Source organism: Bradyrhizobium sp. 613_E4_N2_2 (genome assembly GCF_052075995.1).
Classification (GTDB): domain Bacteria; phylum Pseudomonadota; class Alphaproteobacteria; order Rhizobiales; family Xanthobacteraceae; genus Bradyrhizobium; species Bradyrhizobium barranii.
On the sequence record NZ_CP197234.1, the window covers coordinates 8,294,207 to 8,314,097 of the forward strand.

Consider the following 19,891-nt stretch of genomic DNA (forward strand, 5'->3'; position numbering starts at 1 on the left):
TGCTGGTTGATGGACCTCTATCGTGCTGACTGCGCTGGTCACTTCGTGTATCGCCTGGCAAGCGAAGCGCATGAGGTGGTGAGTACCGAGCTGAACCGCCGTGCGGGATCGTCATGTCGGAAGACGAAACTCGGAAGTCCAACCCAATTCCACGCGAGCCTTTTCAGTCGCTACGGTTCTGTTGAACTGCGCAATATTATAGATGCCCGGGTCCCCGTGATCGATGGCGAGCATAGCGGCATAGGCCGCCGCATCCACATGAACCGGCACAGAATTTGAGGGTTGGTCCGAAGCGGTTCCCGGGCCATAAAGCTGCCCGTAGCGAAGGACGATGCCCTCGAGCGGCGGCGATTTTAAAATTAGATCTTCCAACGCAATCACTCCCTGCACGTTGATACCGCTCTCTCCCTCAGCGCCGGTATCGAGCGGGTCCGTCTCCGCGTGGGGCTCGGCCCCCGGCGCATAGGCCCACGCGATGCTTTGCGCCACCAACCGCTGCGCACCCGCCGCAATTGCGGCCCTGACGAGGTTCCGCGTTCCTTCGCTACGGATGCGGGCGGTGCGGACGATCGCTGCTCCCATCTCACGCGGATTGAGATCCTTCGGGAGGTCAGTGAGCTGATGGATCACAACATCTGGGCGCGCCGATGCGACGGCGCGTGACAGCGCCGATACGTCGAACACGTCGACTACGACCGGCGTTGCCCCGAGGGAGTGTAGCGCGTCCGCGTTCACTTTCGATCTGGTACTGCCACAGACGTAATGGCCAGCGCTGTGCAGGAGTGGCGTCAAGCGCCTGCCGATTGCGCCGGACGCGCCGGCAAGAAAGATCCTGTAACCCATCGTCGTTACTCCTTTCACTATCCACTCCAACAGGCGCGTCGTTACCAAAGCGAGAGATCCGATCAGTCTCAGATCGCGATCGGCGTCGAGATCACCCGCCTTCCCCTCGCCTCGGGGGCTTCAACCGTGATCAATTTTTCCAACGGCGCCCAGAGGATGCCGAACGCTACTTCGCGATGTTGATGATCTTGGCATGGGTAAAGGCTTCGAGCCCTTCTCGACCCAATTCAGCGCCGATGCCCGATTGCTTGGCGCCACCAAAAGAAATGTCGGGCGACACGTCAAGAAACGTGTTGATCCAGACAGTCCCGGTTTCAAGCTTGGCCGCCACCCGGAACGCACGATCGAGATCCTTCGCCCACACCGTTCCGCCGAGTCCATAATCCGAGTCGTTGGCACGAGCGATCACGTCGTCGACGTCAGAATAGCGCAGCACCGGGACGACGGGGCCAAATTGCTCCTCCGTCACCAGTTGCGCATCGTCGGCAATGTCTCGAACGATCGTTGGCCTAATGAAATACCCCTTGCGGGGGAGCACGTCGCCGCCAGCGACGATCTTGCCGTTTCGCTTTGCATCCTCAAGAAAGCCCTTAACCTTCTCGAACTGAGCTTTATTCTGCAGCGGGCCCATCTGCGTGCCCTTTTTCAGGCCGTCATCAACAACTGATTCGCTCGCCAGGCGTCCGAGCTCCTCGCAAATCTGGTCGTACTGTGAATCATGGATGTAGATCCGCTTAGCCCCGAGACAGATCTGGCCGGCGTTCATCATCGAGGCGGCGAGCAGTTTGGGAGCTACCTCGATTGGATCGACATCATCGAGCACGATCGCGGCGTCGTTGCCACCGAGCTCCAGGGTGAGCCGTTTCAACGTACCGGCCGCGCTGCACATCACTTTCTTGCCGGTCGCAGTCGAGCCCGTGAAGGCGACCTTGGCCACGTCCGCGTGACTTGAGAGCGCATCACCCAAATCGTTGTGATCGACGATGACGTTGATCACGCCTGCGGGCAGGATCTCGCCACAGAGTTCTCCGAACCGGAGCGTGGTTAGCGGCGTCGTTGGTGCCGGCTTCGCGACCAGCGTGTCCCCGGCAAGCAGCGCCGGAGCCACCTTGATGACGAGCAGGAGCATCGGAAAATTCCACGGCACAATCGCGGCGACCACGCCGAGTGGGATGTGCTGCCGCACGATTTTTTGTGTGGCGTCCTCCTTCAAGACTTCGATTGGCAGATCGAGACTCGCGTAATGGCGAATAATCCGGATAGTAAAATAGATCTCCCAGTTCGCCTCAGAAAGCGGCTTGCCCTGTTCCAGGGTCAACAAGCGCGCAAATTCGTCTTGTCCTGCATCCAGCGCATCAGCCAACTTACCCAACAGCGCACCGCGCTCGGATATCGGTTTAGCGGACCACGCTGGGAACGCCGCCTTCGCGGCGGCGACTGCCGCGTCAAGCTGCGCGCGATCAGCTCGCGGCGCCTCCGCCAGCACGTCCTCGGTCGCTGGGTTGATGACATCAAGCCTTCCTGCGCCGGGCACCAATTCTCCATTAATCAGCAGTTTGAATTCTCTCATTGCTCTCTCCTCACGGGATGTCGCGGCGATGATGAACTCCCTCAAGAGTTTACCATCCACACACCTGTGATGGCACCAAGCTGGGGGCGTATCTATCAGACCTAGGTGTCGCCGATACTTTAGGATCGGCCTGCGCGAAACCGCGGATCTTTCATCAGCGAACAGATCTTGCACGGCCAGTCGGTGCACTTGAGAGCAGCAAATCCGGCACAAGCCCTTTTCGCGAAGGCGCCCTACGCCACGGCGGACCCGACACCAAAGAACAATGGACGCTTCGCGACCGCTAACCATCTTTTCCAGAAGCGAAGTTGTCCCCACGATTGTAGTGGAGGCCTTCCGACGCACGCGACCGGCGCGCCGATGAGCGACCAAACCACACCGAAACCATCAACGCAGGGATTCTCCATGAGCAATCGCGTCGACTATGCCAAGGCTTCACCCGCAGGTTACAAGGCTTTCGGCGGGGTGTACGTCCATCTTCAGAACAGTGGCCTTCCAAAGGATCTCATCTATCTCGTTTACCTGCGAGCTTCGCAGATAAACGGCTGCGCCTATTGCATTGATATGCATTCCAGCGACTTGCTCAAGCTCGGCGTCGCAGTCGAGAAGCTCGTTCTCGTGCCGGTGTGGCGTGGAGCGGGTGACGTATTCAGCAACCGCGAACGCATCGCGCTCGCTTGGACAGAGACCGTAACAAACGTCGCCGAAACCGGCGTTCCCGATGCGGATTATGAAGCCGCGGCTGCCGCGTTCAGCGATAAGGAGCTTGTCGATCTTACCTATGCGATCAGCTTGATGAACGTCTTCAATCGTTTGTCGATTGCGTTCCGCACGCCCCCCGCCGCCGCGGCCAGGGCTAGCCATGCAGCATAGGCTGATCGTTGCTAAGGGCTTCATAACCGACGGCCTGAATCTCTGAAGGCACGTTCACGGCGAACCCTTACAAGCCGACAAACGACAGTACGTGCGAAATCAATGCTGCGTGTGCGCAAGCCGAAGTTTCGCGGCCATTGACGCCAGGTCGACCAGCGAGCCGGCCTGCATCTTGTGCATCACCCTGCCTCGGTGAGCTTTTACGGTGATCTCACTGATGCCCAGATCGAAAGCAACCTGCTTGTTCAACAAGCCGGTGACGATCAGGGCCATCACCTCCCGTTCACGACGACTCAGCGTCTCGTAACGATCGGATAGCATGCGAATCTCCGCCTCGTGACCAAGTACCGTGCGGCTCCGTTCGATCGCCTGCCGGATTGCGCCCAGCAACGCATCGTCGCTGAACGGCTTCGTCAAGAACTCGACCGCACCGGCCTTCATGGCCCGCACCGTCATGGGCACATCTCCATACCCCGTGATAAAGATGATCGGCATGTCGATCCGATCACCAGCGACGCGCACTTGAAGATCGAGGCCATTCAGGTCCGGGAGATTGACGTCGAGCACTAGGCAGCTGGGCGCGTCTGCTCGCGGGCGGGACAGGAACTCTTTTGCAGAAGCAAATATCTCTGGCCTCCAGCCGGCCGAGCTAATCATTAGTTCCAGTGATTCGCGCACCGACACATCGTCGTCGACAACGAACACAATCGGTATGACGTGCGATACGTGCGACATGGACGCTGACCCAAACAATGATTGCTCTGATGTTTGTTACTTTACTTTCCAGCAGTCAAAGGTACCACGTGACATTCCGCCCATGCGGAGTGCGATATCGAGGGCCCCGCGCAGCGAGGCGTCGCTGAATGGCTTGAGCAGACATTCCGCGGCACCTTCCGCCAGCGCGCGCGGCCGAGCCGTCTCATCGCCGTGACCGGTAATGAAAACGATCGGAATGTCTTGCCGGCGTAACCTAAGCTCTCGCTGGAGATCTGGTCCGGACATTCCTGGCATAGCCATATCGAGAATCAGGCAACTGGTCCGGCCAAGATGGTCAGAAGCCAGGAACTCTTCCGCCGACGAAAAGGCCTCCACCGCGAACCCGAACTCCTTGAGCAAGTCTGGTAGCGATTCACGTACCGACTCGTCGTCATCGACAATCGAAACGAGCAAACGGCCCGTCATTACAAACTCCTCATCGCCTGCTTTTGCGCAGCAGGACTCCAATTGCCGTCAAGTCTGCGGTCCTCCTTGCTCCCAAGTCCAAGTGGAATGGAAAAGGAGAATGAAGCGCCATTGCAATCATTCGATTCCGCCCAAAGACGACCATGGTGATTCTCGATAATGGATCGACTTACAGATAAGCCAATCCCCATGCCATTATCCTTAGTGGTGAAGAAGGCATCAAAAATTCTGCGCAGGTCCTGCGAACCGAAACCCACTCCCTCGTCCTGCACGGTCAGGCGCGCATGCTCGTCGGCATCCCGTCCGCTTCTGATGATCAGCCGCCGAGGACGATTGTCGATACCTATCATTGCGTCCGACGCATTGCGGATCAGATTCAGGATAACCTGCTGAAGCTGCACGCGATCACCCATGACCGATGGAAGGCCGTCGGCAAACTCCGTCTGAAGATTGATTCGGTCTCTCTTGAGTTCACTCATCAACAGTGCAATCACCTCTTGCGTCGCTTCGTTAAGGTCAACCGGCTCCATCGTGAATTTTCTCTTGCTGAAGAGCGCGCGCAGTCGAACGATCACGTCAGATGCACGGTTACCATCGCGAATGGTGCGCCGCGCAGTTTCACGCGCTCCGTCCACATTGGGCGGATCCACAGCCAGCATCCGCAGGCATGTGCTGGCATTGGTGAGGATCCCAGACAACGGCTGGTTGACTTCGTGCGCAATCGACGCCGTCAATGCTCCAAGGCTCGCGATCCTCGAAACATGCGCGAGCTCTGATCGTACGTCCTCAAGCGCTTCTTCCGAAAGTCGGCGCTTCGTCACGTCCTGCACCGCACCGATGTATTCAAGTTGACCGTTTCGGTTTCGAGTTGCATGTGCGACGAGGTGAAGGTGTTTGATCGAATCATCAGGCATGAGCAGCCGATGTTCGTACTCAAAGTCCTCGGCCTCCATTCCCGCCCGGGCAATCATGTCTTTCATCAACGGAATGTCTTCCGGATGAACCCGCGTGCCGATCAGCTCGAGCGTTACGGGAACCGTCTGATCAAACTCGAAAATGCGGTAAACTTGGTCTGACCAGATGATCTCCCCTGTAGCCACGCACCACGAGAGGCTACCGGTTCGGCTCAGATGCTGGGCTTCGGCGAGAAATGCTCCGCTTCGTTGAAGGGCCTCCTCCGACTGTTTGCGTTCGGTAATATCACGCAGGTAACAGGTGAATGACGGCGGCCCCTCAAGCGGGATACGAGAAATTGCAAGTTCGACTGGGAACTCGCTACCGTCGGCACGTACGGCCGTCATCTCGACGCGCTTGCCAATCAATCGCGTCTCCCCGGTCGCTAGGTATCGGGCCATTCCCTGCCGATGCTTCTTCCGCAAGGCTGGCGGGATAATGGCGTCCGCCAAGAGCTTGCCCACAATCTCATTCCGGGGATAGCCGAAGGTTCGTTCAGCGGCGGGGTTGAACTCTATGACTCGCCCTTCGTGGTCGATGGTGATGATACAATCGAGTGCCGCGTCCAGGATCGCGGCCTTGCGCGCCTCACCCTGCTTCAGCGCTGCGTCGCTCTGCGCGCGTTCAATGGCAATGCTTGCCACGTGGGCGAACTGGGCAATGAGGTCCTGTTGCTCCGGCGTGGGCGTCCGGGGCTCGCTATAGTAGATCGCAAAAGCGCCCACGACTTTGCCCATCGTTGATGGGATCGGCGTTGACCAGCACGCATGGAGACCATGCGCCATGGCCATTGGGCACCACGCGTGCGCCGCCCATCGCGTTTCTAGCGCGAGGTCGGCAGCAATCACCTGTTTGTTCAGGTACGCTGCCATTGCGCACGGGCCTGAATCGACATTTACCGGTCGGCCAATTATTGAATTGATGAAGCTGGCCGGAAGGCTCGGCGCGGCGCCGTGTTCAAGTCGCACGCCGTCTGCATCAACCAGCACGACGCTGCAGTGGCATTCCTCGGTCGTGGCCTCGACCAACCGACAAAGCGCTGCGAGAATGTCAGACATCGAGTTGCCAGCAGCTGCCATTTCCAGCAGGTGCTTCTCTCCCGTAAGAAGAGCCTCAGCCCGCTTCCGGTCATCTATGTCGGTCTCGATCACGTACCAGCGAACAATATTCCCACGCACATCCCTCCGGGGCATGCCACGCAGATGAAACCACCGATAAGCGCCGTCAGCACGCCGCAAGCGGTGCTCTATATCATAAGGTTCCCCAGTGGCTATCGCCCGATCGCAGGCTGCAATCACCGAGGGAAGATCGTCTGAGTGAACTAACTTTCCTGACTTCCAGCGCTTCAGCTCTTCCAGCGTTGTGCCGACGTACTCTAAGAATCGCTGGTTGACACTCTCGAGTTCGCCGGTCGGCGTCATGAAGGAGATCATCGCCGGAATGGCGTCGGTAATTGATCGATAAAGGCCCTCGCTCGCGCGACCAGACCGGCCTCGGTCCTCAATATCGACATTCAGTCCGATCCATCTGATGATCTTTCCAGATGCGTCCACCAACGGTCGAACTCGGAAAGTGAACCAGTGATAGGCACCATCGAAGCGGCGCAGGCGCGCTTCCATGGCGCTCACTTCGCCAGCTAACAGAATGGACCGCCACCGTTCGAGCAGGCCAGGCAGATCTTCCGGGTGGATCGCGCGCTGCCAACCGGTTCCAAACAGCTCACCAGCACCCAGCCCGGTGTACTCACACCAAGGCTGGCTTGCGAAGTCCACACGCCCGTCAGGCACCGCTGTCCAGATCAATCCCGGGAGCGCATCAAGGATGGGACCGAGGTCTTTCTCCATTGGAGTCCTTTCCTGGTAGCTGCCGTCCCAGAACAATGCGTCAAGTTGCTGACAAAGGTCGATGATACCTTGGTGTCGGTCTGGAAGGAGCCGAGACGCCATTTAGTCCGCCATCCTACTCCCCGTGGCCGTCGATCGGCAATCTGCCTCCCGCACCGAGGCGATCACTGACACTCAGACCTCAAGAGATCTTTGAACGAGAGAAGAAATGTAGAGGTCCGCTGGGGCGGACCGTCGCGCATGAACGAGACTTCGTGCAGAAGTGCCGACGACACCTAGGTGCAATAGATTCAATCACTCGCCGGAGTATCTTCGCAGGAGCGTATTCGAGCGATCACGCTAGAAGCCATCAGAAGGTATCCGGGCATGACCATCATCAAGGCTGCCGCAGTCCAGATCAGCCCTGTCCTCTACAGCCGCGAGGGCACCGTAGACAAGATCATCGAGAAAATCATCGAGCTTGGTCGTCAAGATGTGCAGTTCGCGACCTTTCCGGAGGCGATCGTACCTTACTATCCTTATTTTTCGTACGTGCAGCGACCGTTCGAAATGCTCGGGCAGAACCTCATACTGCTTGAGCAGGCAGTGACCGTGCCATCGCCCACAACATTCGCAATCGGTGAAGCTTCCAAACAAGCAGGCGTGGTGGCGTCCATTGGCATCAACGAGCGCGATGGCGGAACGATCTACAATACCCAACTGCTTTTCGATGCGGACGGTACACTGATCCAACGCCGCCGCAAACTGACGCCGACCCACCATGAGCGCATGATCTGGGGCCAAGGTGACGGCTCGGGGCTGAGAGCTGTCGATAGTGCGGTTGGGCGCGTGGGACAGCTCGCATGCTGGGAGCACTACATTCCGTTGGCGCGATACGCCCTTATGGTCGACGGCGAGCAAATTCATGCGGCGATGTATCCGGGATCCTTCGGCGGCGATCTCTTCGCCGAACAGACCGAAATCAACATCAGGCAACACGCGCTCGAATCCGCTTGCTTTGTTGTCAACGCAACCGCCTGGCTGGACCCAGATCAACAAGCCCGCATTGTGCAAGACACCGACTGTCCAGTCGGACCAATCTCCGGCGGGTGCTTCACCGCAATTGTCACGCCGCAGGGCCAGTTGCTGGGACAACCGTTGCGCACCGGCGAGGGAGCGGTCATTGCCGATCTCGATTTCGCTCTGATCGACAAGCGCAAGCGCCTGATGGACTCGCGTGGCCATTACAGTCGTCCGGAATTGCTCAGTCTGTTGATCAACCGTACGCCTGCCACTCACGTCCATGAGCGTCGTGCGCAGGTTTCATTAGTCGCTGTCGAAAGCGCGGACAAGCAATGTTGCGCTCCAGCTTGACAGCTTGGACGCGCGGATGCCCGAAACAACCACCGGAGATGACAATGCCTAGCATCGCAATGTCGGACTCACCGAGCCTGCCGAGCGTTAGCCGGCGCCAGCTCGCTATCGAGCATATTCGTATCGATTCCGAGAAGCCATACCTCGAAACCCGAACTGCACTGGAAAAATTTCCCCGATTCGACGAGCGCATCAGATCTCACTTGCTGCATGGCGACATCGAACGCGTCAAAACTGAATTGAATGATATTCAGGGTGATGCCGGGCTGGTTATCTTTTCCATTGCGACCCACGGTGACTGGCTGCAGATTTTGTTGGGGAAGCGTAATGTTGTGCAGTACGTCATAGGCAACGTACTCGTATCGACACAAATGACGCAGCATGAACTTGCTGCGGGTCTCTATGCACCGCTCCGGATCGTGCTTTACGAAAACGGGACTGGCACCTCAACGTTCGAATACGACCGGCCGTCGACGCTCTTCGGCCAATACGGAAATGAAGACGTAACCGCTGTAGCCAGAGAGCTCGACCGGAAGATCCACGACGCTCTGATCAATGCAGCAAAGTAATTTCAAGTTTCTTTCTAGAGCCGTGGCGGAACGGGACGGCTACTGGGAGCCCCGATATAGAAGCACAAGAGAACTCATTCTGTTTTTTAAGCATGCGAGAAGACAGCGCGAACGATCCAGGGAGTTTGGCCAATGCGAGCAATTCCGATCAAGAGCGACGTTGCGACGACCACCAGCGGAGACCAGGCGGTGACCTCGAATGAATTTTTGCTACTTCGGGAACTTTCGCACCGGATCGGCAATGAGTTCACATCGGTCATCAGCTATGTTTCAATAACCGCGTCGCACTCGACGAGTGAGGACGCGAAATTGGCTCTGGCTGGCGTCGCCGATCTGCTGCACCGCTACGCTGGCGTACATCGGGCGCTCCAAATGCCGACATGCAGCACCGAGATTGATGCATCTGGCTACATTCGCGCGCTGTGCCAATCGATCCAGAGCGCGAGACTGGATCACAGGCATATCAATCTTGTGCTGGTCGAAGTCCCACTTCGACTTCGATCTGAGCAATGCTGGAAGCTGGGCATGATCATTGCCGAGTTGATCACGAATTCAACGCGCCATGCCTTCGATGACGGTGGCGGAACAATTCGGATTCAAATGTCAGTATCCGGGTCGCTTGCCCAATGCTGCATCACGGACAATGGGTCCTCAAGTGGCCTACTTCAGCCTGGACATGGACTGAAGATCGTCGATGCGCTGGCAAGGGACCTGAATGGCAGGATTGACCATCAGTTTGGCGCCGAAGGAGCCACATCGGTATTGCGGTTTCCGATCGACGGCGAAGCTTCGCGATTGACGCACGGCGCCTGGATTGGTCCGGACGATCCAACTGTAGAAGACGTGCAGATCTCTGCCGCCACTGCCGCCCCCGGCTGCGTCGATCACCCGCGAGGCGAGCGAGCGAAACAAGGGAGGACGCGATGACCAGCACTTACGACCCCAAGATCACGGCGCTGCTGTGCATCGACTTCTACAACGACTTTCTGAGTGCGGGCGGGAAACTCTGGCCGTGGGTCAAGGACATCGCCGAAGAAGTTAACCTGCTTGATAATCTTCGTACGATCGTGCGAACCGCTCGCGAGACGGGAATCAAGGTCTGTCACGTTCCGCATCATCGCTGGGAGCCGGGCGATTATGTAGATTGGAAGTACCCGTCTCCTTACCAGCTCGGCGCAGCGGAGCGACAGGCCTTTGCGAAGGACACTTGGGGCGGGACTTTCCACGATGACTTCAAGGCGCGACCGGGCGATATCGTTGCGACCGAGCATTGGGCATCAAGCGGCTTTCCGAACACCGATCTCGAACACAAACTCAAGCGGTTCGGCAAGGAAAAGATCATCTGCGTAGGTCTCCTGGCCAACACCTGCCTTGAAGCCACGGCACGCGTCGGAATGGAGCTTGGCTTCCACGTCACGCTCGTTCGAGACGGGACAGCAGCTCGGTCGCATGAAGCCCTGCATGCCACACTCGACATAGATGGACCGACCTTTGCCCACGAGATCTTAACGACGGCTGAGTTGGTTTCAGCAATCAGGCGCTCCGTGGCTGCTGACGGATTTGCAGCCTAGGCAGATATCCGACCTTGAGTGGTAACCGAGAGCCAGCTTCCAACAGATCAGAGAAAGCAAAGTCATGAGCAAAACCTGGTCAGTGGTGCTGGTGCTTTTGTTGGCCACGATCGGCCATGTGTGTGCAGACCCGCTCACTGAAGATATGACGAAACTCAATGCGCAATGGGACGCCGCGATCAACGATCCGAATTTCGACGCCTTGCTGCCAATGTATGCCGCCGACGCCAGTCTAATGCCGCCCGGCGCAGCACCCGTCTCTGGCCCTACTGCGATACGCGACTTTTTTGCCAAAAGAGGCACGAGCGTCAAAAATCACAAACTTGAGCTTGTAGAGATTTTGCAGATGGGAGACTACGCTTACGTGACGTCCCGCTTCAAAGCCTCATTGGTAAAGGGGGAGGAAACGACCATGCTGTCCGGCAGTACAGTTAAACTTTATGAGCACCAATCCAACGGTGAATGGAAGGTTAAGTCCCATATTTTTGTTCGGGAATAGAAGGCGCATTTGATAGCCAACAGGATTCGTGGGCGATCCGTCTGGTCTGCAGCTCGAATACTTGGTGCGAGAGGCATTTGCATGACGGACCGGAGGTCGTTGATGAAAATACTAGCCGGTGCCACGCTCCTCGGCGTCGCGCCCAAGGCTAGCGCACAAAAAGTCAAATCATTCACCGTTGCCTACCTCGCCCTTCTTGCAGGTGAGGATCGTAGCTTCGCGCCGAATTTTTTGCGCCGTCTCGATCAGCTTGGTTACATTGACGGAAAAAACCTGCACTTCGTCTATCGCTCGGCAGAAGGCCGGCCGGAACTCTTGCCAGGTCTTGCGTCCGACCTCATTCGGATGAAGCCTGATGTGCTTGTCACCGGATTTGGCACGGTTGCCGCCAAGGCAGGCAAGGCAGCCGGAAACGGCATCCCGGTTGTATTCATGGCTGTCGGCGATCCTGTCGGCGCGGGGGTCGTTGCAAGTCTCGCCCGGCCCGGCGGTAACGTCACCGGACTGTCGGACCTAGCCGCTGGCATACAGGGCGCCCGGCTTCAGCTGTTGCGCGAGATCGTCCCTGCCGCCTCGCTGATTGCCGCGGTCTTGAATCCGGGCACGCCGTACGCGGCCCTCGCTTACAGGGAACTCGAGACCGCAGCGCGTGTCGCGAAAATAGAGTTACGGGTCTTTGAGGTGCGCTCGCCCGAGGAGATCGCGCCGCAGCTCGAGGCCAGCAAGGTCGCAGGAGCCGGCGGCCTTGCGATTCTCGAGGACCCCTTCACGTTTAGTCAGCGGACCGAAATTGCCGCGGCCGCCTCCCGCCTGCGTTTGCCCGCTATCTACGGCTACCGCGAGTTCGCGGAAGCAGGCGGCCTTATGTCCTATGGCACCGATCATGGCAAGCAATGGCGGCGCGGCGCGGAGATTATCGACCTCATCCTAAAAGGCGGGAAGCCGGCAGACATCCCCGTCGAGCAGCCGACCACGTTCGAGCTTGTCATCAATCTCAAGACGGCCAAGGCCTCGAACATCACCGTGCCGGCAACGATCCTGGTCCGTGCTGACAAGATCATTGAATGAGCGTCGCGACTTCCGGAATTGGCCCATCGCTTTGGCTACAATGTGCAGGTCGCCGTAGATACCGAGCACCATCTGATTGTGACGCATGAGGTGACGAACAGCGGCTCGGATCGGGCTCAGCTGGCCGATATGGCCAAGCAGGCGAAGGCTGTTCTCGAGACCGAGACCCCTCGAGGCCGTTGCCGATCGCGGCTACTTCAGCAGCCTGGAAATCCTCGCGTGCCACGAGGCCGGCATCATCGTGACTCTACCCAAGCCGCAGACGTCGGGTGCCAAGTCAAATGGTCGCTTCGGCAAGCAGGACTTTGTCTATTTGCCGGAGGAAGACGCCTATCGCTGTCGGGCTGGGGAGCAACTGCCGTATCGCTTTACGAACGAGGAAGATGGCAAGCGGATAAGGCGCTACTGGACCACAGCCTGTCAAAAATGTTCGCTCAAATCGCAATGCACGACAGGCCCGGAGCGACGGATTCCACGATGGGAGCATGAGCATCTGCTCGAAGCTGTGCAGCAGCGCCTTGATGCAAACGTACAAGCCATGCGCGTGCGTCGCGAGACGGTTGAGCATCCGTTCGGCACCATGAAGGCCCGCATGGGAGCGACACACTTCCTCACCAAAACGCTTCCAAAAGTAGCCGCCGAGATGGCTCTCTCGGTCCTGGCCTATAACCTGACACGGGCCATGAACATCGTCGGGACCAAGCCGCTGATGGCCGCGATCGCGGCCTGAGACCGAACCGTCATGGCTTATCACCGCCCTCCCGCGGAAGGCGTTTTTACACGACCAAGACCCTGACCGGACATGCAACCTCGCGGCGGGCGCTGGAATAAGTCGGCGCGCGTGGTAGACTTTCGGTCCTATCGGGCCAGAGTGGGTTGCACAAAATCCGGAGGGGCCGCGATGCAGCAAATTGCCGACTGGCTCGAAAAGCTCGGAATGTTCGAGTACGCGCAACGTTTTGCTGAAAACGGGATTGGTTTCGCAGCACTTCGCCATCTGACTGATCAGGACCTTAAGGACATCGGCGTGCTGCTCGGGCATCGGCGCATAATGCTTGCGGCTATCCAGGAGCTTGGGAGCCCTGCCGTAGCTCAACGCGTTACGGCCGAGTTGAAGCCCCAAGGTGCCGCCGAACGTCGCCAAGTCACTGTGATGTTCTCGGACCTTGTGGGTTCAACAGCACTTTCAGCACGCATGGACCCTGAAGACCTACGCGAGATCATTTCCGCGTATCAGAATTGCGTCGCCGACATCGTGCAGCGGTTCGACGGCTTCGTTGCGAAGTATATGGGCGATGGGGTACTGGTGTATTTCGGGTATCCGCAGGCGCACGAAGACGATGCGGAACGGGCCGTCCGGGCGGGGCTGGAGTTGGTGGCTGGCGTAGGTGCTCTGAAGATTCGTGCGCCCCTGCAGACGCGTATCGGCATCGCAACGGGACTGGTGGTTGTCGGCGACCTCATCGGGTCCGGCGCTTCTCAGGAGCACGCCATAATCGGTGAAACGCCAAACCTTGCGGCACGTTTGCAGGGCGTTGCTGAGCCGAACAGCGTCGTCATTGCGGAGAGTACTCGGAAACTGTTGGGCAATCTGTTCGAGCTTGAAGAATTTGGGCCGATAGAACTCAAAGGTATCTCAGGCGCCGTAGGGGCATGGGCTGCGTTGCGGCCGGCTTCAGTCGAAAGCCGCTTCGAGGCCTTGCACGCGAACGGATTGACCGAGCTTGTTGGGCGGGACGAAGAACTCGAACTCCTGTTGCGACGCTGGTCCAAGGCAAAGAGTGGTGAAGGCCAAGTAGTGCTGCTCTCCGGCGAGGCTGGTATTGGCAAATCGCGGCTTACGGCGGCGCTGCTGGAAAGCATCGCTAACGAGCCGCATACCCGATTGCGCTATTTCTGCTCGCCGCAGCATACCGACAGCGCTTTTTATCCGATCATCGGCCAGATGGAACGGGCCGCACGATTTGCGCATGACGACGCGCTGGAAACGAAGCTGGACAAGCTCGATAAAGTATTGGCGCAGACTTCAACCTCTTTGGAGGATATGGCGCTATTCGCCGACATGCTGTCGCTACCAAAAGACGGACGCTACGCGGCGCTCGACATGCCCTCCGAACAGCACCGCCAGCGGACATTTGAAGCTCTCTGGTCACAGGTGGAGGCATTGTCGCGCTCCACACCTGTGCTGATGATGGTCGAGGATGCACATTGGACCGATCCCACGAGTCAGGAAGCTTTCAGCGGGGTCGTTGACCGGCTTCGGACCTACCGTGTGCTGTTGATTGTGACGTTTCGTCCGGAGTTCGAACCGCACTGGATCGGGCGGCCCTACGTCACTGCTCTCACCCTCAATCGGCTGGCGCAGCGCGAAATCGAGACGGTGATTGATCACATCGTGGGCAACCAGCTCATCTCGGCGAGCGTGCGGCAGGACATCATTGAGCGCACGGACGGGATTCCCCTTTTCGTGGAGGAGATGACGAAGGCGGTCCTGGAAACCAAGAGTGAGGGCGAAGCCCGGCGAACTACAGGCAATATTCCGTCACCTGTGGCGGCGGTCCCCGCAAGCCTGCACGCCTCGCTTATGGCGAGGCTCGACCAGCTCGGGCCCGCCAAGGAGGTGGCCCAGATCGGTTCCGCGATCGGGCGAGAGTTCTCTCACACCCTGCTTTTTTCCGTTGCGAGCAAGCCGGAGCCAGAGTTGGCATCCGCCTTAGACCGTCTGATCTCCGCTGGCTTGTTGTTCCGGCAAGGTGTGCCTCCGTATTCCAGCTATCTATTCAAGCACGCGCTGGTGCAGGACGCTGCCTATGGCACGCTACTGCGCCGAAGACGGCAAGAGTTGCATGCACGAGTTGCCACCGCCTTGGAGCAGCATTTCGCAGATCTGGTCGATCGGCAGCCCGAGATACTGGCCCATCATCTGACGGGTGCCGGAGAGGCGGAACGCGCCTCTGATCAATGGCTAAAAGCGGGCCAGTTTGCGGCTTCCCGCTCCGCGTATGCCGAGGCGGTCAATCATTTCGATCGTGGTTTGTCCCTGCTGCCATCTCTCTTGGATGCGCAGCGCGATCGGCACGAGATCAAGCTGCAACTCGCTAAAGGCGTGTCTCTTAGTAACGCGAACGGCTTCTCCTCGGCCGAAGCAGCAAAAGCGCACGCTCGTGCGCACGAGCTTTCCGATAAGATAGGGGACATCGATTCTCAGTTCACCGCGATATTGGGGTTGTGGACTTTCCGACGCACGTCGGATTGGAATGCGGCGCGCCAGCTTTCAGATAGGCTTCTGAGCCTGGTCGAAAAGGGTAATAATGTCGGCCTTCGGCTCGAAGCTCATCATACGGGTTGGACAACACATTTCTTCTGCGGCGAACTCGCTCCGGCGCAGGAGCATTGCGAGAAGGGCCGAACCCTTTATGAGTTCGAGCAGCACCGGACGCACGCACACATCTACGGTCACGACCCTGGAGTCTGTGCACGAACGCTAGGTGCCTGGAGCGCCTGGCTGCTCGGCTACCCTGACACGGCGCTCGCTCACGTGAATGACGCGTTGGCGCTTGCGGAACGGGTGAACCATCCCTTCAGCCTTGCTATGGCGCGTCTGCATGCGTCGATATTGCACCAGTTCCGACGTGACTCAGCTTCGGTGCTGCAGTGCATTGAGAGCGCAGAGACCCTAGCGGCTAAGAAGCGCATTGCCTTGCCGCTCGATCCACGAGTCCTCCGCGGCTGGGCGTTGTTGGCACCGGATACGATTGAGGCGGCGATTGCCTCCTACCGCGCCGCGCTTGCTGATCCGGCGAAGCAAGGCACGATCCAGTACGCTCCCTATAGCTTTGCGCTCTTTTGCGAGGTGCTTTGTCGCACGGGAAACCACCCCGGCGGAGCCGAAGCCCTAACGGGTGCTGCTGCCATTGCGGAACAAAGCGGCGAGCACTGGTGGGATGCGGAAATCTCTCGGCTGCGAGGGTTGGTGGCATTAACTCGCGGCCAGCTCAGTGGGAGCAATGCATGGCTGCTGAAGTCCCTACAGACCGCTCGGCAACAACGGGCGAAATCACTTGAACTTCGGGCAGCGACGAGCCTTGCCCGTTTTTGGCGCGATCAGGGCAAACGCACCGCGGCACGTGATCTTCTGGCTCCGGTTTACGGCTGGTTCACTGAAGGGTTCGACACGCTCGATTTGAAAGAGGCCAAGGCGTTGCTCGATGACTTGGCGTCGTGAGCCAGTCGAATGGTCTAGCGACTTCCGAGCTTGGCCCATCAGTGAAGTGACGACACCCCTCATTGAGGTCCGCTTAGTGGGGCGGAGTGGACTGGATTTGCTCACTCTGAGTTCTTCGCATTTTGACCCAATTCGGACATCGTGGCCCACTCACTCGATCACTTCGGGGTACCGAGGCTTGGCTTGCCGGTCGGGGGGCCGAGTTCTGAACCCAGCGCCCGTGGCGACGGATTGACCAAAAGATCACTCGGCTGCGCTTGTTGCGCGTTTCAGAGTCACCACAGCAGTACCCCCACCGGATGCCGGTGTAGGATTCTTATACGTGAGCTCATCGCCGTTGATCGCGATGAAGCGCTTCTGATTCGTATTGTCCCAGGCGGGAAAGCTGCCGCCGATAATATGTAAGGACAGTGAATGTTCAGATTCATTGACTTTGTAGTCACCAAACATCACGATTATCCCCTCCAGAGCAGCTTTGCTTTGCCCGGCAGTCGGAAAGTCGCGGCGGGCAAATTTTCCTCGTCTCGGACGCATGAGATTGATTGAGAAGTGATCTGCTGCATCAAACATGAAATATCCTTTCGGATCGGAACCAAATACTTCGGTTGTTTTCCCGGTCCTTTCATTCACGTTTACAAATGAAATGACGCTCCAAGTGCCTACAAGCTGCTGTTTGAGCGGCTCTGCGGCTTCCGCGGATAACGTGGTGCATGCAAGAGCTGCGGCTATCGGAATTGACAATAGTGTTTTCATGGTGCTCCTCCGGTTTTCAGGAACGTTCCATCTATGACGGGTTCTGGGCTGGCCGCCCAGCTTAGTCAGAGCCTCGAAATCATTGCATGGGGCACTCGTAGGTCAGTGGGGCAATTCATCCCACAATACCGCACCAACGGCCAGTACGGGATTGAGCAATCGGCCAAAACGCTACGGCCGACGATCATGTCGGCGATCCCCGCGGAAGCCGTCGAGCGAGTCGAAAACGCACCCGCGATGGTTATACGCGCAGATCCAAGGCACCCATCTGCGTGCAGCCGCCATCTCAATGCTGATTTTGTTTGAAGGCGGCCGAACAGTTGCAGCCAAGATCGTACGTGCCTCTTCGCCGCTGAATCCCTTATCTCGCTCATGCAGAGAGTCTTTGACACGGACTCGGATACCCGCTGCGGGGTTCTCCAAAAGCATCTCTTGGTCGACCGCGAACTGCAGTGTCGCCTTTGCTGCTGCAAGATAGACGTCTCGGACAGTGATGTTGGACATCCCCATTTCCAAGAGCTTCTTTTTCCAAGCCACAATATTTGAACGTGAAATGCGGTCGGCTTGATCGTGGCCAAGATGGTCGATCAGGCGCTCTATGACAGGCTCCCAGCGTTTCAACGTCGATGGCGCGAGTTGAGCTTCGTTGGCATACGACTTGAAAACCGATCGGAGCGTCAGTTGTGGTCGAGATGCGGCAAGCTCGGAGACGTCAGCCTGCTCAGGTTGGATTTCGACCGCCGGCTTCGCTGCGATTCCCAACGACCCGATCGGAGGTGTTTGGGTTGACCATGCACCGACAATCGGCGTGGCGTCCCGCTCCCAACTGAGCTCAATCTTCAGCGCAGCCTCCAGATACCGAATCCGAGCAATCCCAGGGTCTCGAGTTCTCAATGAGATCTTGATCTCGCGCTTTCCGACCAGCTTCTGAAGCCGATCTGGAACGCGTTTCCAGAGCCAGAAAATGCCGCTTTCGGGATGTCGTCGTGGTGTGCCTAGTGCGCCCATGTGTGTACCAGCGTTGTGTACCAACGGCGGACCGGAAACCTATTGGAATCAAAAGGTCGGCTGATTTCTAGGCTGTTTTCGATGTGGTGGCGGAGAGGGAGGGATTCGCCCCCCGAAAGAAACGTTAGTGTTGGTAGCGTCGTTGGTAGTCGCGCCGAACAACCATAAAGAAATCACGTATTATCAATTAGTTGCCTTTTAAATTCGACGCCGGCCAGGGCACCAGCCTTCGCTGCTTCGCAGCTACGGCTGGGCGAGCCGGGCGGAGGTCTATCCATGCGAAGCAGGGAAGGCTGTCCCGCCGAAGCCTTGGCGAAGGCGGACTAGATCAACGAGTCCGGTATTTCCCTCCCCTTCCAATCGTCACATCCTACCTGTATAAACCGGTAGCTTCTTCTGTAACTCGAAGGAGCTCACATGAACGACCTGCATACGTGGCTTTCGCAGCAGCACCACGGCCTGCGCACCTTCCGGACATTTCAGCAAAAGCTCGAGACGCTCGGCCGGGACGATCCCGCCCAGCGCGGTCTTTGCCGCCTGTTGAGCGGCCTCGTCGGCAGCTATGTCGAGGCCTTTGACGAGGAGCCGCTGCCGGTCGAAATCGCCGATGGCGCATATCAGCGTCTGCTAACGCTGGTCGAGAGCATCGATATTCACGGCGACGCCGACCGCCGGCTCGCCGACATCAACCGCGTGGCGGAGAGTGAGCTCTGGCGGTGAGAGGCGGCACGGCCGTCGCCATCGCCCCGGCTTGATCACGCGAGACGCGTGTAGGTCGTGTTCATCGTGTAGTCCTTGCGTGGACCCGATACGACATGACGGACGACGAACGTTCCATCCGGCCGAAACATGTAGGCCGACTGATAGTCGTCGTGCTTGCAAAGATGGCGCGCACGTCCGCTCAGCTCTCCCCCGGAAGATGCGGACAATGAAATCTCGTGAAACAGCCGCGGCGGATCTTCCCTGAAGAAGACCTTGAATCCGCCCTCGCTGTTGCTGAAGACGTATTCGCGTTCGGCCTGCACAATGGCGCCGTTCGCGAGCTTCAGATGTCCCTGCTCGCGATAGGCCAACCGCCCCCCGTCCAGTGGCGTGAAGATCGCGATACCCTGCATCGTAGCCTGGCCTTCGATGACACGGTTGAAGGACCACGAGCCGATCAGCCTTTTCGTGACGTCCGAGGCGTCACCCCAGCCGTCGATCATCACTTCATTCATATCTTCAGACCTGCGCAATTAACCAGCCGGCCCAGCCTCTCAGGACCCGCAGCCGGGAGTTCGACTTCAGCGAGCCGATACCTATATCCTATCGCAACGAAATGGTGATGCAGTGAGCAGCTTCGATGGCCAGGAGACGCACGACGGAAGCGGACGCCGACGACCTCCCCCGCTATTTCGTCTGGGTCCGGGGCCTCGAAGGCCCCGAGCCGCAGAAATGGATGGCGATGGATTTCGGCATCGGTGACTGGAAGCGGCCGCAAGTGCTGGCCTTTCTCGAGCTGCCGGAAGGCGAACGGCACCTGCCGCTGTCAGCGCTGGCGCGCCGCTATCCGCCACCGAGGGTGGAGACCTAGCGCTCT

Annotated in this window: 18 protein-coding genes and 1 pseudogene; 11 read left to right on the forward strand and 8 right to left on the reverse strand. The window is 58.3% G+C overall.

Annotation, left to right across the window (positions count from 1 at the left end; genetic code table 11):
* Positions 1-111: 111 nt before the first annotated feature.
* Entirely contained in the window at positions 112-843 is a 732-nt protein-coding gene (locus AB7290_RS39370; RefSeq protein WP_085399486.1) for an NAD-dependent epimerase/dehydratase family protein, read from the reverse strand.
* A gap of 166 nt (positions 844-1,009) precedes the next feature.
* Positions 1,010-2,413, reverse strand: a complete 1,404-nt coding sequence (locus AB7290_RS39375) for an aldehyde dehydrogenase family protein (protein WP_085399460.1) — start codon at positions 2,411-2,413, stop codon at positions 1,010-1,012.
* 405 nt (positions 2,414-2,818) lie between these two features.
* Here AB7290_RS39375 and AB7290_RS39380 point away from each other — a divergent pair, with 405 nt between their 5' ends.
* The gene (locus AB7290_RS39380; RefSeq protein ID WP_085399461.1) at positions 2,819-3,286 is read left to right on the forward strand and encodes a carboxymuconolactone decarboxylase family protein; all 468 of its coding nucleotides are present in this window, start codon (positions 2,819-2,821) and stop codon (positions 3,284-3,286) included.
* 99 nt (positions 3,287-3,385) lie between these two features.
* On the opposite strand, the gene AB7290_RS39385 is transcribed toward AB7290_RS39380, so the two are convergent.
* From AB7290_RS39385 to AB7290_RS39395, 3 genes are read right to left on the reverse strand one after another with little or no spacing between them, the layout of a single operon-like run.
* On the reverse strand, positions 3,386-4,021 hold the full coding sequence (locus tag AB7290_RS39385; RefSeq protein WP_085399462.1) for a response regulator transcription factor: 636 nt from the start codon (positions 4,019-4,021) through the stop codon (positions 3,386-3,388).
* Between the two features lie 36 nt (positions 4,022-4,057).
* Positions 4,058-4,468 carry a response regulator transcription factor gene (locus AB7290_RS39390; RefSeq protein ID WP_085399463.1) on the reverse strand — a complete coding sequence of 137 codons (411 nt, stop codon included), beginning with the start codon at positions 4,466-4,468 and terminating at the stop codon, positions 4,058-4,060.
* On the reverse strand, positions 4,468-7,266 hold the full coding sequence (locus tag AB7290_RS39395) for a PAS domain S-box protein (RefSeq protein ID WP_161495771.1): 2,799 nt from the start codon (positions 7,264-7,266) through the stop codon (positions 4,468-4,470). The genes AB7290_RS39390 and AB7290_RS39395 overlap by 1 nt, the downstream gene beginning before the upstream one ends.
* A gap of 366 nt (positions 7,267-7,632) precedes the next feature.
* Here AB7290_RS39395 and AB7290_RS39400 point away from each other — a divergent pair, with 366 nt between their 5' ends.
* The 8 genes and pseudogenes from AB7290_RS39400 to AB7290_RS39435 all read left to right on the forward strand — a co-directional run bounded on the left by AB7290_RS39400 (position 7,633) and on the right by AB7290_RS39435 (position 16,551).
* Positions 7,633-8,619 carry a nitrilase-related carbon-nitrogen hydrolase gene (locus tag AB7290_RS39400; protein WP_085399465.1) on the forward strand — a complete coding sequence of 329 codons (987 nt, stop codon included), beginning with the start codon at positions 7,633-7,635 and terminating at the stop codon, positions 8,617-8,619.
* Positions 8,620-8,663: 44 nt separating this feature from the next.
* On the forward strand, positions 8,664-9,188 hold the full coding sequence (locus AB7290_RS39405) for a DUF302 domain-containing protein (RefSeq protein WP_244623486.1): 525 nt from the start codon (positions 8,664-8,666) through the stop codon (positions 9,186-9,188).
* Between the two features lie 132 nt (positions 9,189-9,320).
* Positions 9,321-10,115: a sensor histidine kinase gene (locus AB7290_RS39410; protein WP_085399466.1), complete on the forward strand. Its 795-nt coding sequence runs from the start codon at positions 9,321-9,323 to the stop codon at positions 10,113-10,115.
* Positions 10,112-10,759 (forward strand): cysteine hydrolase family protein, encoded by a 648-nt coding sequence (locus AB7290_RS39415; RefSeq protein WP_085399467.1) that lies wholly within the window; start codon positions 10,112-10,114, stop codon positions 10,757-10,759. Before AB7290_RS39410 ends, AB7290_RS39415 begins: the two co-directional genes overlap by 4 nt.
* 64 nt (positions 10,760-10,823) lie before the next feature.
* A complete protein-coding gene (locus AB7290_RS39420; RefSeq protein ID WP_085399468.1) occupies positions 10,824-11,258 on the forward strand; it encodes a YybH family protein in 435 nt (144 codons plus the stop codon).
* 102 nt (positions 11,259-11,360) lie between these two features.
* On the forward strand, positions 11,361-12,326 hold the full coding sequence (locus AB7290_RS39425) for an ABC transporter substrate-binding protein (protein ID WP_161495772.1): 966 nt from the start codon (positions 11,361-11,363) through the stop codon (positions 12,324-12,326).
* Between the two features lie 33 nt (positions 12,327-12,359).
* A pseudogene (locus AB7290_RS39430) lies at positions 12,360-13,056 on the forward strand (transposase); the annotation flags it as partial.
* A gap of 171 nt (positions 13,057-13,227) precedes the next feature.
* The gene (locus AB7290_RS39435) at positions 13,228-16,551 is read left to right on the forward strand and encodes an adenylate/guanylate cyclase domain-containing protein (protein ID WP_161495773.1); all 3,324 of its coding nucleotides are present in this window, start codon (positions 13,228-13,230) and stop codon (positions 16,549-16,551) included.
* A 243-nt stretch (positions 16,552-16,794) separates the two neighbouring features.
* On the opposite strand, the gene AB7290_RS39440 is transcribed toward AB7290_RS39435, so the two are convergent.
* Both AB7290_RS39440 and AB7290_RS39445 read right to left on the reverse strand, forming a co-directional pair.
* Entirely contained in the window at positions 16,795-17,304 is a 510-nt protein-coding gene (locus AB7290_RS39440) for a lipocalin-like domain-containing protein (protein WP_085399472.1), read from the reverse strand.
* Between the two features lie 171 nt (positions 17,305-17,475).
* A complete protein-coding gene (locus AB7290_RS39445; protein WP_085399473.1) occupies positions 17,476-18,312 on the reverse strand; it encodes a DUF6538 domain-containing protein in 837 nt (278 codons plus the stop codon).
* Between the two features lie 417 nt (positions 18,313-18,729).
* On the opposite strand from AB7290_RS39445, the gene AB7290_RS39450 reads away from it, so the two are divergent.
* Entirely contained in the window at positions 18,730-19,032 is a 303-nt protein-coding gene (locus AB7290_RS39450) for a hypothetical protein (RefSeq protein WP_085399474.1), read from the forward strand.
* 35 nt (positions 19,033-19,067) lie between these two features.
* Here AB7290_RS39450 and AB7290_RS39455 read toward each other — a convergent pair whose 3' ends face one another.
* Complete coding sequence (locus tag AB7290_RS39455; protein ID WP_085399475.1) at positions 19,068-19,529, reverse strand: DUF6314 family protein; 462 nt, start codon at positions 19,527-19,529, stop codon at positions 19,068-19,070.
* Between the two features lie 125 nt (positions 19,530-19,654).
* Between AB7290_RS39455 and AB7290_RS39460 the strand changes: the two genes are divergently transcribed.
* On the forward strand, positions 19,655-19,885 hold the full coding sequence (locus AB7290_RS39460) for a hypothetical protein (protein ID WP_063985827.1): 231 nt from the start codon (positions 19,655-19,657) through the stop codon (positions 19,883-19,885).
* Positions 19,886-19,891 lie beyond the last annotated feature (6 nt).